Source organism: Kitasatospora sp. NEAU-CNBT7, from assembly GCF_057220535.1.
Genome location: NZ_JBXQQB010000004.1, coordinates 57,059 through 69,260, shown reverse-complemented (window position 1 = coordinate 69,260; position 12,202 = coordinate 57,059). Strand labels below are relative to the sequence as shown.

The window sequence follows — 12,202 nt, the reverse complement described above, 5'->3', positions numbered from 1 at the left end:
TACGGAGGGAGTGGCCATGTCCAGGCAGCGCGGCAGCGGACCGTTCCGTTCGGCGCACCGGGTCAGGGGTGGCCCGGGGCGGGCCGGGCGCCGCCGGGGCCGGTGCGGAGCGCCGTTCCGGCAGCCCGTCGCGCTCGCGGTGGCCGCGCGGGCGGCGGACTTCGAGCAGCTGCGGGCGCTGGCGGTGTTCGGTGCCGCCGGGCACCCGCCCGCAGCGCACCCGCAGTACCTCTGCCGTACCGAGCGCCAGCTGCGGGCACTCGGCGGCCTCGGCCTCGAGGTCCACCTGCGGCTGCTGGACGCCGCCGGGTACCAGGACTTCTGCGCCGAGCGCCTGCTCGACCCGGCGGAGCCGGGCGCCCGGACGGCGTACGCGGCCGACCCGGACCATCCGGGGGAGCCGTTCGTCTACCGGGGCGAGCCGCTGGCCGAGCTGCTGCCGGCGCTGGTCGCCGACCACGACGACCGGCTGCGGATGCTCGCCGGGTGCAGCGCGCTGCTGGCCGCCGCCGGGCGGGCCGACGGCGGTGCCGGGGCGCCGGGCCGGGCGTCCGCGGCGCTCGGGTACGCGGGTGAGGTGCTGCTGGCGGTGGCGGCGGGGGCCGGCCCGGGGCGGCACCGGCTCGTGCTGCGAGCGGCGTCCCGGGCGGCCGGGGAGCTGGCGGCGGAGACGGAGCTGTCGGTGGCGCCGGGCCGGCTGTCGGTGGCGGGGCGGCCCACGGAGGCGTTCTGCGTGACGCTCGCGGCCGCGCTGGCCGGGCCGGCGGAGGGGGAGTTGCTGCTGTACCGGGTGCCGTCGGCGGGCGGGGCGGGCGCGGCGGCCACGGCGGGTGGGGCGGGCGGGGCGTCGGGCGTCGGGGCGGAGGTGCTGGGCTGGGCGGTGGCCGGGGGCGCGCTGCGGCCGATGGCGCTGCCGCCGGCCCGGGCGGCGCCGGCCGTGGCCGGGCGGGTCCGCCCGGGCTTCCGGCTCCCCGTCCCGCCGCCGGGCCCCGGCCAGGCGCCGCCGTGACCGGCGCCTCGCGCCGGAGCCGGGGGAGTGCGCGGCGGCGGGGTCCGTGCGGCGCACGGCGGCGCGCGAACGGTGGGGGAAGCCCCTGGTCGCCCGCCGATCGGATCCGGGCCGGCCCGATCCGACCCGATCGGCGGGCGATCGGATCCGGTCCGTGCGGTCGGTGGGCGGTGCGGCCCGGGCACCGGAGCCGGCTCCGGCGGAACGAGCGCACGTCCACTTGTCGGCCCGGCCGCCCCTGCACCGGCGATTCGATCGGGGGCGGCGGTGGCCCGGTGCGATGACCCCTCCTGGCCGGACCTCCGGCTGCGGTTCGGCCTCCGGCTGCGCTCGGGGAGTGCGGCGGGATCGGCCGGGGTGGGAGTGGCGGTGTCCGGTGAGCTGTCCTCGGCCTGCGGGCGCCGCCGGCGTACCGCGGGGTGCCGCGGCCGGAGGTCCGAAGGCCCGGTGGGGCTCGCCTTCGGCGGAGGCCTGTCGGCCCGTCGGCGGTCGGCCGGGTACGCCGGTCTCCGGTGCAGGTGGGGCATGGGGGCGTTGCGGGGCGGCTGAGTCCGGCGGGCTGCCTCCGGTCCGCCGACGCCCGTGGTCGCGCCGACCTGCGTCCCGGCAGGGGCGGGGCCGGTGGAGCCCGGCGGGTGTGGCTTCGGCGGGCCCGGGCGTCGTGGCACCTCGGGACCGGGCGGAGGTTCTGCTCGGCGCGCCCGCGGGCGGCGGCGACGGCCGGGTGCCGGGGCGGGCGGGGCGGGTGGCCCGGGTGGCCCGGCCGTCGGTCCGGTGGCGGCCGGTCACGGCCGGTCCCGGGTGGTGCGGCCCGTGCCCCGGGCGGCGGTCCAGGGCTGTTCATCGACCGCCTGTTCGGGGAAGATCAACAGGCAGAGCGCGCGGCGGCCCCCACCGACCCGGCTCCGTGGCCCGGCGCCGGTCGTGGCCCCCGACGACCGACGACCGCCGGCCGGAGCGCCCGCGACCCCACCCCGAAGGGAGACGCATGGGACGCATCGAGTTCAGCGCGGAGATCTCCGACCTGCTCGGCCGCGTACGGCGTCGCCCCACCGCGGGCTGGCCCTGGCGGCCGGGGGAGCCGGTCCCGGCGGGGCTGCCGGTGAAGCAGTCCTGGGGCTGGCTGTTCGCGCCCGACGGCCGGGTGCTCACCCTGGTCAACCCGAAGGACGGGATCGTCAGCCTCCCCGGTGGCTCGCTGGAACCGGAGGATCGCGGGGATCCGGGTGCCGCGCTGGCCCGTGAGTCGGCGGAGGAGGCACAGGCGGAGATCGGCCGCCCGCTGTACCTGGGCTACCTCTACGACCGGGTCGGCTCGGCCAACGGCGGTCACGAGTGCGCTCGGGTGCGGATGGCGGCCGCGCTGCGCCGGGTCGGCCCGACCGTGCCCGATCCGGCGTCCGGCCGCCACTACCGCAGGCTGCTGGTCGCCCCCGGGCTGGCGGTCGAGCTGCTCGGCTGGGGCGCGCCGGGTCTGCGGCAGGCACGGGCGGCGGTAGCCTGCGCGGTGGCCGGACTGGGTGTACCGGCCTTCGCGAACGAGGTCATCGAGGAACTGCCCGCAGCCGGCTGCCGTTTCGCCGAGACCCGGCCCGGCCCCAGGCCCTGACGTCCCGTCGCGCGCCCCATCACCCCCCGTACGCCCAGCCCCGCCCGACCCGGGAGCCGACCGCCGTGACCACCCCCACCCCCGCGCCCACGCCCGCGTCCCTGCCCACCCCCGCGACTCCCGTCCCCGCCCCGACGACCCCCGCCCCCGCCCCCGCCCCGGGGCTGTTCCACCACGTCGAGCTCTGGGTCGATGATCTGGCGCTGACCGAGGCGCAGTGGGGCCCGGTGCTGCTGGCGCTGGGCTGCGAGCCGTTCCAGCGCTGGGAGCACGGTCGCAGCTGGCGGCTCGGCCCGGCGTACCTGGTGGTGGAGCAGTCGCCGGCGCTGCTCCCCGGCGGGCACCAGCGGCTGCGCGCCGGGCTGAACCACCTGGCGGTGCACGGTTCGCGGGCGGCGGTGGAGGCTGCGCTGGCGGCGGGGTGGGAGCTGCGGGTGGACACCGGTACGGCGGTGCACCTGATCGACGGTCAGGGCTTCGAGCTGGAGATCGTGCTCGGCTGAACCCGTCCGGCGGCCCCGGCCCGGGACCGGCCCGGGACCGTCCGGCTGACGCACCGCCACTCCGCCACAGCGTCAACTCGGCGACTCCCAGGTTCTCCAGGGGAAAATTCATGCTCCGCCCGGCGGCAACTTTGGCATGACCACTATCCGGTTGGGCTACTGGCTGGTATCCAGAATGTGACCCACGTCACTCCACCGGAGGTGCTCATGCGCCATGTCCGTAGCCGTGCCCTGCCCGCAACCCTTGCGGCGGTGCTCCTCTCCCTCGTCACGCTGACCGCCGCCACCGACGCCAGCGCGGCGGCCGCCCGGTACGCGGCACTCGGTGACTCGTACTCGTCCGGTGTCGGCGCCGGCAGCTACCTGAGCGACAGTGGCAGCTGCAAGCGCAGCACCAACGCGTACCCCTATCTCTGGAAGAACGCCCACGGGCCGTCGGCCTTCTCCTTCGTGGCCTGCTCGGGCGCGCGCACCGGTGACGTGCTCAACAACCAGCTGTCGGTGCTGGACTCCTCGACCACCCTGGTCAGCATCACCATCGGCGGCAACGACGCGGGCTTCGCGGACACCATGCAGACCTGTGTGCTGAACAGCGAGAGCGCCTGCCTGAGCGCGGTCGCCGCCGCGAAGAACTACGCCACCACCACGCTGCCCGGCAAGCTCGACCAGGTCTACACGGCGATCCACAGCAAGGCCCCGAACGCGCACGTGGTGGTGCTCGGATACCCCCACCTCTACAAGATCGGCGGAAGCTGCATCTTCGGCATCGGGGACACCAAGCGGGCCGCCATCAACGGCGCCGCCGACACCCTGGACGACGTGATCGCCAAGCGGGCGGCCAACGCGGGCTTCACCTTCGAGGACGTCAGAGGTCTCTTCACCGGCCACGAGATCTGCGCCAGCGGCACGGTGTGGCTGAACAGCACCACGCTCCCGGTCGACGAGAGCTACCACCCGAAGGCGGCCGGCCAGTCGGGCGGCTACCTGCCGGCCTTCACCGCCGGGGTCTGATCCGCCCGGTTCCGTGGGTGCGGGCCCGCCGCGGCAGCGACTGCCACGGCGGGCCCGTACCCGTCCGCGTGTTCCGGGGAAGGTCAGCGCAGGTAGTCGACCAGCCCGGCCGGCCTCAGCCCGGCCGCGTCGGCCGCGTCCAGGGCCCGCTGCAGGTCGGTGGCGAGGGTGTCGGTGAAGTGCAGCAGCACCACGTCGCCGGGCTGGAGCGGGCCGCCGTGGTAGACGGTGGACTGTCCCCAGCTGAAGTCGGCCGTCGCGGTCAGCACGTACCGGATCCCGCAGTCGGCGGCGGCCTGCAGGGTGTCGGCGTTCCAGGCCAGGTAGGGCGGCCGGAAGATGGTCGGGGCGGAGCCGAACCGCTGCACCTGGGCGTCCCGGGCGGAGCAGATCTCGGCCTGCTGCTCGGCGGCGCTCAGGGTGGTCAGGTCGCGGTGCGAGACGCTGTGGTCCTGGATCGAGGACCCGGCCGCCGCCGTGACCGCCCGGAAGTAGTCGGGCTGGTTGCCGGCCGCCATCGGGAGCGGGAAGGCGGTCACCGGCAGCGCGCGGTCGGCGATCAGCCGGGCCGCGTCCGCGGTGGGCTGCCAGCCGTCGTCGACGGTGAAGAAGACCACCCGGTCCGTGGTGGGCGCGTTCCAGGTGGCCACCGCGGGCGCCGGGGCGGCGCCGGACAGCGAGACGTCGTCGGCCGCGAACGTCCCCTGGCCGTACCAGCCGTGCAGGTACAGCCGGACGCTGGTGGTGTCCGCGCCGGTGGTGAAGGCGGTGGTGAGCCGCTGCCAGCCGTCGCCGGTGCCGGGCGTCCAGGACGGGGCGACGTCGTGGCCGGTGCCGGTGGCGCCCAGGAAGACGTAGGAGCCGCGCACCCAGGCGGACAGGGTGTAGTGGGAGCCGGGCCTGACCGAGACGGTCTGGGCGCACTCGCCGGTGGAGTCCTCGGCCGCCGGTGTCACGGACAGGGCCGAGGACCCGCTGCGGGCGGCGCCGGTCACGGTCGCCTCGCCCGCCCCGCAGGTCCAGCCGGGGATCGAACCCCAGTCGCCCAGCGGCAGGGTGGGGATCTCGAACCCGGGATTGGTGGCCAGGTCGACGGCGGGCAGGTCGACGGCGGCCGGATCGACGGCGGGCGGCTGATCCGCCCGGGCGGCCGGGGCGGTGAGCCCGAGGACGGCCAGGGCGGCGCCCGCCGCGCAGGCCGCGGCGCGGCGCAGAACTGTGGACACGGAGCAACTCCTGTGTGGGGGAGGAGAGATCGTTGCTCCCGGAGGGGCGGGAGGAAGGGATCGGTGAGGCCGCACCCGGACCGAGGGCAAACAATGGACCGCACCGGACGCCCCGTCAAGACGCCCCCGGGACACCCCACGTCACGGCCGTCACCCGGCGTAGAGCTCCTCGATGTCCTCGGCGTAGCGCTGCACGATGGCATGCCTGCGGAGCTTCAGCGACGGGGTCAGCAGACCGTCCTCGACCGCGAACTCCTTGGGCAGCAGCCGGAAGGCGCGGATCGACTCGGCCCGGGACACCGTGGTGTTGGCGCCCGCCACCGCCCGCTGCACCTCGGCGTGCAGCTCCGGGTCGACCAGGGCGGCCCAGGGGTCGAGCTGCTCCCGGCCGCGGGTCTTCAGCCAGTGCGCCAGTGCCTGCGGGTCCAGGGTGATCAGCGCGGCCACGTACGGCCGGTTGTCGCCGACCACCAGGCACTGGGCCACCAGCGGGTGCGCCCGGACCCGTTCCTCCAGGGCGAAGGGGGCCAGGTTCTTCCCGCTGCTGGTGACGATCAGCTCCTTCTTGCGGCCGGTGATGGTGAGGTAGCCGTCCTCGTCCAGCGCGCCCAGGTCGCCGGTGCCCAGCCATCCGTCGTACAGCGCCTGCCCGGTGCAGACCGGGTGGTTGAGGTAGCCGGCGAAGACGGTGGCGCCGCGGACCCAGACCTCGCCGTCCTCGCCGATGGCGACCGAGGTGCCGGGGATGGGCGGTCCGACCGTGCCGAACTTCGGCTTCCCCGGCGGGTTGACGGTCACCGCGGCGGTGCTCTCGGTCAGCCCGTACCCCTCGTACACGGTGATGCCGACCCCGGCGAAGAAGAGGCCGAGCTCCCGGCTCAGGCTGGAGCCGCCGGACATCGCGCTGCGCACCCGGCCGCCGAGCACGGCCCGCAGCCGCTGGTACACCATCCGGTCGTAGGCGCTGTGCCGCAGCCTGAGCCGGGCGCTCGGGCCGGGTCCGTGGCCGAGTGCGCGCTGCTCCCGGGCGGCGGCCCACTCCACCGCCACCTCGGCGGCCTGCTCGAAGAGTTCGAGGCGCCCGTCGCTCTCGGCCGCCTCCCGGGCGCGCTGGTGGATCTTCTCGAAGATGTACGGCACGGCGTGCAGGAAGCTCGGCCGGAACGCGGCCAGGGCCGGCAGCAGCGAGTCGGTGGTCAGCTTGGCGTGGTGGCCGAGCCGGATCCCGCCGCGGACCGCCGCGACCTGGACCACCCGCCCGTAGACGTGGGCCAGCGGCAGGAACAGCAGGACCGCCGGCGGGACGCTCCCGCTGTCCCGGAACACCTCGCTCCAGCCCGCGAGCAGGGTGTCCGCCTCGGCGGCGAAGTTGCCGTGGGTGAGCAGACAGCCCTTGGGCCGGCCGGTGGTGCCGGAGGTGTAGATGACGGTCGCCAGGTTCTCCGGGCCGACGCCGAGGCGCTGCCGGTGCACCAGCGCGTCCGGCACGCTGCGGCCGTCCTCCATCAGCGCCGCCACGCAGCCGCGGTCCAGCTGCCAGATGCCGTTCAGGTCGGGCAGTGCGTCGCAGATCGCCCCGATCGTCATGGCGTGGTCCTCGTCCTCCACCACGCAGGCGACGGCCTGGGTCTCGGCGAGGATCCAGCGGACCTGCTCGGCGGCGGCGGTCGGGTAGACCGGCACCGGGATCGCGCCGATCGACCAGAGCGCGTAGTCGAAGAGGGTCCACTCGTAGCGGGTCGCGGACATCACCGCGACCCGGTCGCCGTACCGGACCCCGCGGGTGAGCAGCCCCTTGGCCAGCGCCAGCACCTCGTCGCGGAACTCCAGCGCCGTCACCGGCTGCCAGCGGCCCTCGCTCCAGCGGGACAGCTGCACCAGGCTCGGGGTGCGTTCCGCGGAGTCGTACACGGTGTCGGCGAGACCGCCGGCCGCCGACCCGGCCAGGGCCGGGCTGCTGAACTCGCGCACGCTGCCCCCGATCCGGTGTCCGAGCGGTTCCACGGCCCCCAGGGGTGGGCCAGGGGTCGGCCGGGGGGCGGACTGCTGCGAAGTTACCCGATCGCCGGATCGCTGCCCAGAGCTGCCGCCGACCTGATCGTGATCGGCATGTGCCAACCGGTGAACGGCACTTGTGGCGGCCTCCGGTGCCCGGCCGGACGGATCGGACATCACAGGCAAATCCGGATGATCGCGGCAGCATCGGTGACATTGCCAAATCACCCTTCGAACAGGTGGTCAGGGAGTAGTAAGCTCACGCAGATCCAGCGGCCCGGCCCCCACGGCGGACCGTCCCCACCTGCCCCGCGAGGCGTCCTCCGGCCGTCCCGCCCGCACCCTGTCCGCGCCTGGCCCACCCCATCCGAGGACCCCATGCGTCTGCGCAGCAGCTCGATCCGCGCGAGGATCATCGCGCTGCTCATGGTGCCCATCGCGGCACTGACCGGGCTGTGGGTGTACGCAACGCTGGTGACCACCTGGAACGTCTGGGGCCAGCTCGACGTCACCTCCACCTACCGGGCCTTCGGCGCACCCTCCGACCAGTACGCCCGCGACCTGCAGGCCGAGCGCTGGGCCGCCGTCCTGCGGGTCGCCGACCCCGGCTCGCGGACCGCCGCCGACTCCTACCTCCAGGCCCAGGCCGTCACCGACCGGGACCTGCAGCTGCTGCGCTACCAGTCGGGCAGTGCCGAGGCCGGCAAGCTCGACACCGACCAGCGGGTCAAGTTCCACGAGGTGCTGGCGATGGCGGACCAGCTGGCCGGCATCCGCAGCCGGGCCGGCCAGGGCAAGGACGGCTGGGAGACGGTCATCACCGACTACGGCGACCTGGTCCAGCCGGTCTTCACCTTCCGGGCCGCCTTCGGCTCCGGCCAGACCGGCGACCTGTCCCGGCAGGACACCGTCCTGATCGAGCTGTCCCGGGCCCGGGAGTACCTGTCCCGCGAGGCCGCCGCCATGGAGGCGCTGCAGCTCACCAGGGACCCCGACGACCGCAAGGTCCAGGCGACCCTGGACAGCATGCACAGCCAGCAGGCGCTGTTCCGGATCTACCTGCCCGAACTGAACGCGCAGGACCGCGGCGACTACCTGAACCTGCAGAGCGGCGTCGACTGGAGCGCGCTGGCCCGCGCCGAACGCGCCTTCGACCAGGCCGACAACCGTGTCGCCGAGGCCAAGGGCAGTGCGGGAGACTCCTGGCACGACACCGCCGACCGGGTGCTGGCCGACCTCGCCACGCTGAACACCCGGGTGGACGCGGCCAACGCCGACCGGGCCCGGTCGTACGCGGTGAACTCGCTGGTGCGCGGCGGCATCGCCGGCGCCGTCGGCCTCGCCGCGGTGGTGCTGTCGATCGTCATCTCCTTCCGGATCGGCCGCAAGCTCGCCCGCGAGCTGGTCTCGCTGCGCAACGCGGCGCTGGAGATGTCCGGCGCCAGGCTGCCCTCGGTGATGCTGCGGCTGCGCCGCGGCGAGGCCGTCGACACCGCCGCCGAGGTGCCCGAGCTGAACTTCGGCCCGGCCGAGATCGGGCAGGTCGGCCGCGCCTTCAACGAGGTGCAGCGGGTGGCCGTCGAGGCGGCGGTCGAGCAGGCCGAACTGCGGCGCGGCGTCTCCGCGGTCTTCGTCAACCTGGCCCGGCGCAGCCAGGTGCTGCTGCACCGCCAGCTGACCCTGCTGGACGCGATGGAGCGGCGCACCGAGGACCCGGCCGAGCTGGAGGACCTGTTCCGGCTGGACCACCTGACCACCCGGATGCGGCGCCACTCCGAGGGCCTGATCATCCTCTCCGGCGGTTCGCCCGGGCGCGCCTGGCGCAAGCCGGTGCGGATGGTGGACGTGGTGCGGGCCGCGGTCGGCGAGGTCGAGGACTACGCCCGGGTGATCGTCCGGCCGTTCCCCGGCACCGGGCTGCTGGGCAGCGCGGTGGCCGACGTCACCCACCTGATCGCCGAGCTGGTGGAGAACGCCGCGGTGTTCTCCCCGCCGCACACCCAGGTCACGGTGCAGGGCGAGGTGGTCGCGCACGGCTTCTGCCTGGAGATCGACGACCGCGGTCTCGGGCTCAGCGAGCAGGCGCTGGAGGACATCAACCAGCGGCTCGCGGTGGAGCAGGAGTTCGACCTCGCCGACACCGACCGGCTCGGCCTGTTCGTGGTCAGCCGGCTCGCCCGGCGGCACGGCATCCGGGTGCACCTGCGGCCCTCGCCGTACGGCGGCACCTCCGCCGTGGTGCTGATCCCGCGCGAACTGCTCGCCGCGGCGATGGACGTGGGCGGCGACCAGTCCGCAGGTCCGGCGGCCGCGGCCGCACCGGCCGGTGACGGCGGCCACGGCCGGCCGGCGGCGGCCCCGCTGGGCGCCGACGAACCGGTCCGCTCCGGCCCTCGCCGGGTCGGCGGCGGCCCCAAGCCCTCGGCGGTCCAGCCGGCCAGCACCCCGGGCGGCCTGCCGCGCCGGCGCGCCGGCGGCGGCCCGGTCCTGGTCCCCGCCGACGGCGGCACCGGCCGGCACCGGCGGGCGGACAGCCCGCCCGAGGAACGGGTGGTGCCGACCAACCCCGCGCACGCCGCCCCGCCGGTGGCGGGCGGCCTGCTGCCGCGCCGGATCCGGCAGGCCAGCCTGGCGCCGCAGTTGAAGGAGGCCGCGGCCGCGGACCGCGGCGAGCAGTCCGAGCAGGTCCGCGAGCGGTCGCCGGAGGAGGCCAGGGCCACCTTCGCTTCGTTCCAGCGGGGGTTCCAGCGCGGCCGCGGCGACCGGCTCCAGCCGGCCTCGCTCACCGTGGTCCGCGAGCAGCCCGAGCCGCCCGGCGGCGCCCGCGAGGGCCGGCCCGCCCGGCCGCCGGAGCGGATCCCCGGTCCGGCCCGGCTGCGGATCGCGCTGCCCTCCGCCCCCGTGCCGCACGCCCTCCCGGCGGCCCCCGCCCGGCCGGTGCCGCTGCCCGCGGCCCCCGCGCGACCCACAGCATCCGCGCGACCCGCAGAACCCGTAGCATCCGCAGCACCGGCAACACCCGCAGGACCGGCACGACCCGCAGCACCCGCAGCACCCGCAGTTCCAGAGAAGACAGCAGCACCGGCAGCAGACGCAAAGCCCGTGGCACCCGTACAGTCCGCACCGGCGGAAGGAACCGAATCATGACCGCAGCAGCACAGTCGTCCGGAGACCTCGACTGGCTCCTGGACGAACTGGTCGGCCGGGTGGCCACCCTGAGGCACGCGGTGATCCTGTCCAGCGACGGCCTGGCCACCGGGGTGTCCAGCGGCCTCGGCCGCGAGGACGCCGAACACCTGGCGGCGGTCGCGGCCGGCTTCCACAGCCTGGCCAAGGGCGCCGGCCGGCACTTCCAGGTCGGCGGGGTCCGGCAGACCATGGTCGAGCTGGACGAGGCCTTCCTGTTCATCACGGCCGCCGGTGACGGCAGCTGCCTGGCGGTGCTCGCCGACGCCGAGTCGGACGTCGGCCAGATCGCCTACGAGATGGCCCTGCTGGTGAAGCGGGTCGGCGAGCACCTGTCCGCCGAGCCGCGCACCGAGCCCGCTCCGCCGGGGAGATGACTGAGCCGATGAGCACCGAGGACGCCGCCACCGAGCCCGTGCCCGACCTGTTCGCGCCCCGCACGCCCGTGGACGACCGCTGGTTCGACGACGACGCGGGCCCGGTGGTGCGGCTGTTCTCGATGACCGGAGGCCGGGCCAGGCCCGCCGACGACGGTCTGTTCGACCTGATCTCCCTGGTGACCGCGGTGGCCGGGGCCGAACAGGCGGCCACCGACCATCCGTTGGCGCCCGAGCACCACGCGATCCTGGCCCTGTGCCGGGACGAGCCGCTGAGCGTCGCGGAGCTCGGCTCGTACACCGACCTGCCGGTCAGCGTCGTGCGGGTGCTGCTCGGCGACCTGAACGACGCCCGGCTCGTCGACGTCACCCGACCCGTCCAGCTCGCCCAGCTTCCGGACGAGCGCCTGCTGCGAGATGTGATCAATGGCCTCCGCGCACTCTGAGACCTCCGCCCCGACCGGCGCCGACGTCCCCACGGGCACCGACGCTCCGACGGCCACCGAATCCTCGCGCCAGGGACCTTGGGGCAACGCGGCGCTGAAGATCCTGGTGGCGGGCGGTTTCGGCGTCGGCAAGACCACGCTGGTCGGCGCGGTCAGCGAGATCCGGCCGCTGCGAACCGAGGAGCAGCTGAGCGAGCTGGGCCGGCCGGTCGACGACACCCACGGGGTGGAGGCCAAGCGGACCACCACGGTCGCGATGGACTTCGGCCGGATCGACCTGCGGCCGGGCCTCGCGCTGTACCTGTTCGGCACCCCGGGCCAGGACCGGTTCTGGTTCGTCTGGGACGAGCTGGCGCGCGGTTCGCTGGGCGCGGTGGTGCTCGCCGACACCCGGCGGCTGGCCGACTGCTTCCCGTCGGTCGACTTCTTCGAGCGGCGCGGGATCCCGTTCGTGGTCGCGGTGAACTGCTTCGAGGGCACCGAGGTGCACGCACCCGAGGACGTCCGGGCCGCCCTGGACCTCGACCCGCAGGTGCCGGTGCTGCTCTGCGACGCCCGCAGCCGGGAGGACGGCAAGGAGCTGCTGATCCGGCTGGTCGAGCACGCCGCGGACCGGGTCAGGGCCGCGCGCGGCTGACCGCCGGGGACGGATCCGGCGAAATGGGACGCAATCCAAGGCGGTGGGGCCCGTTGGGGCGCAGCACCGCGTTCATCTGATTCAATGGGCTCATGAATCTTGTCGAGGACAGCGCTGAGGGTCGCCACGACCTTGAGCCGTTCTGGCCGTCCCGACAGCCGCACCTCTTCGACCAGACGTGTCCGGGTTCGCCTCGCGCGTCC

Annotated in this window: 10 protein-coding genes; 8 read left to right on the top strand and 2 right to left on the bottom strand. The window is 75.2% G+C overall.

Going from position 1 to position 12,202, the window contains the following annotated elements; translation table 11 throughout:
- Nucleotides 1–16: 16 nt before the first annotated feature.
- The 4 genes from AC2TEW_RS07040 (at nt 17) to AC2TEW_RS07025 (ending at nt 4,132) form a co-directional block, all read left to right on the top strand.
- Complete coding sequence (locus tag AC2TEW_RS07040; protein ID WP_484622463.1) at nt 17–1,009, top strand: DUF8829 domain-containing protein; 993 nt, start codon at nt 17–19, stop codon at nt 1,007–1,009.
- Nucleotides 1,010–1,997: 988 nt separating this feature from the next.
- The gene (locus AC2TEW_RS07035; RefSeq protein ID WP_484622462.1) at nt 1,998–2,618 is read left to right on the top strand and encodes an NUDIX hydrolase; all 621 of its coding nucleotides are present in this window, start codon (nt 1,998–2,000) and stop codon (nt 2,616–2,618) included.
- 65 nt (nt 2,619–2,683) lie between these two features.
- Nucleotides 2,684–3,121, top strand: a complete 438-nt coding sequence (locus AC2TEW_RS07030) for a VOC family protein (protein ID WP_484622461.1) — start codon at nt 2,684–2,686, stop codon at nt 3,119–3,121.
- A 207-nt stretch (nt 3,122–3,328) separates the two neighbouring features.
- Nucleotides 3,329–4,132 (top strand): SGNH/GDSL hydrolase family protein, encoded by an 804-nt coding sequence (locus AC2TEW_RS07025; protein ID WP_484622460.1) that lies wholly within the window; start codon nt 3,329–3,331, stop codon nt 4,130–4,132.
- Between the two features lie 83 nt (nt 4,133–4,215).
- Here the strand turns inward: AC2TEW_RS07025 and AC2TEW_RS07020 are convergent, their stop codons facing one another.
- Together AC2TEW_RS07020 and AC2TEW_RS07015 are read right to left on the bottom strand one after the other, a co-directional pair.
- Nucleotides 4,216–5,358, bottom strand: coding sequence for a polysaccharide deacetylase family protein (locus AC2TEW_RS07020; RefSeq protein WP_484622459.1), 1,143 nt, complete (start codon nt 5,356–5,358; stop codon nt 4,216–4,218).
- 150 nt (nt 5,359–5,508) lie between these two features.
- Nucleotides 5,509–7,329 carry an AMP-dependent synthetase/ligase gene (locus tag AC2TEW_RS07015; RefSeq protein WP_484622708.1) on the bottom strand — a complete coding sequence of 607 codons (1,821 nt, stop codon included), beginning with the start codon at nt 7,327–7,329 and terminating at the stop codon, nt 5,509–5,511.
- 402 nt (nt 7,330–7,731) lie between these two features.
- Here AC2TEW_RS07015 and AC2TEW_RS07010 point away from each other — a divergent pair, with 402 nt between their 5' ends.
- The 4 genes from AC2TEW_RS07010 to AC2TEW_RS06995 are packed head-to-tail and all read left to right on the top strand — an operon-like array spanning nt 7,732 to nt 11,999.
- The gene (locus tag AC2TEW_RS07010; protein WP_484622458.1) at nt 7,732–10,500 is read left to right on the top strand and encodes a sensor histidine kinase; all 2,769 of its coding nucleotides are present in this window, start codon (nt 7,732–7,734) and stop codon (nt 10,498–10,500) included.
- Nucleotides 10,497–10,916, top strand: coding sequence for a roadblock/LC7 domain-containing protein (locus AC2TEW_RS07005; RefSeq protein ID WP_484622457.1), 420 nt, complete (start codon nt 10,497–10,499; stop codon nt 10,914–10,916). Before AC2TEW_RS07010 ends, AC2TEW_RS07005 begins: the two co-directional genes overlap by 4 nt.
- A gap of 8 nt (nt 10,917–10,924) precedes the next feature.
- Nucleotides 10,925–11,362 (top strand): DUF742 domain-containing protein, encoded by a 438-nt coding sequence (locus AC2TEW_RS07000; protein WP_484622456.1) that lies wholly within the window; start codon nt 10,925–10,927, stop codon nt 11,360–11,362.
- The gene (locus AC2TEW_RS06995) at nt 11,343–11,999 is read left to right on the top strand and encodes a GTP-binding protein (protein ID WP_484622455.1); all 657 of its coding nucleotides are present in this window, start codon (nt 11,343–11,345) and stop codon (nt 11,997–11,999) included. Before AC2TEW_RS07000 ends, AC2TEW_RS06995 begins: the two co-directional genes overlap by 20 nt.
- Nucleotides 12,000–12,202: the final 203 nt, after the last annotated feature.

Excerpts from the sequence above, each read along its gene's own strand:
- AC2TEW_RS07040 (WP_484622463.1), top strand. The coding sequence starts at position 17 with ATGTCCAGGCAGCGCGGCAGCGGACCGTTCCGTTCGGCGCACCGGGTC.
- AC2TEW_RS07035 (WP_484622462.1), top strand. The coding sequence starts at position 1,998 with ATGGGACGCATCGAGTTCAGCGCGGAGATCTCCGACCTGCTCGGCCGC.
- AC2TEW_RS07025 (WP_484622460.1), top strand. The coding sequence starts at position 3,329 with ATGCGCCATGTCCGTAGCCGTGCCCTGCCCGCAACCCTTGCGGCGGTG.
- AC2TEW_RS07010 (WP_484622458.1), top strand. The coding sequence starts at position 7,732 with ATGCGTCTGCGCAGCAGCTCGATCCGCGCGAGGATCATCGCGCTGCTC.
- AC2TEW_RS07005 (WP_484622457.1), top strand. The coding sequence starts at position 10,497 with ATGACCGCAGCAGCACAGTCGTCCGGAGACCTCGACTGGCTCCTGGAC.
- AC2TEW_RS07000 (WP_484622456.1), top strand. The coding sequence starts at position 10,925 with ATGAGCACCGAGGACGCCGCCACCGAGCCCGTGCCCGACCTGTTCGCG.
- AC2TEW_RS06995 (WP_484622455.1), top strand. The coding sequence starts at position 11,343 with ATGGCCTCCGCGCACTCTGAGACCTCCGCCCCGACCGGCGCCGACGTC.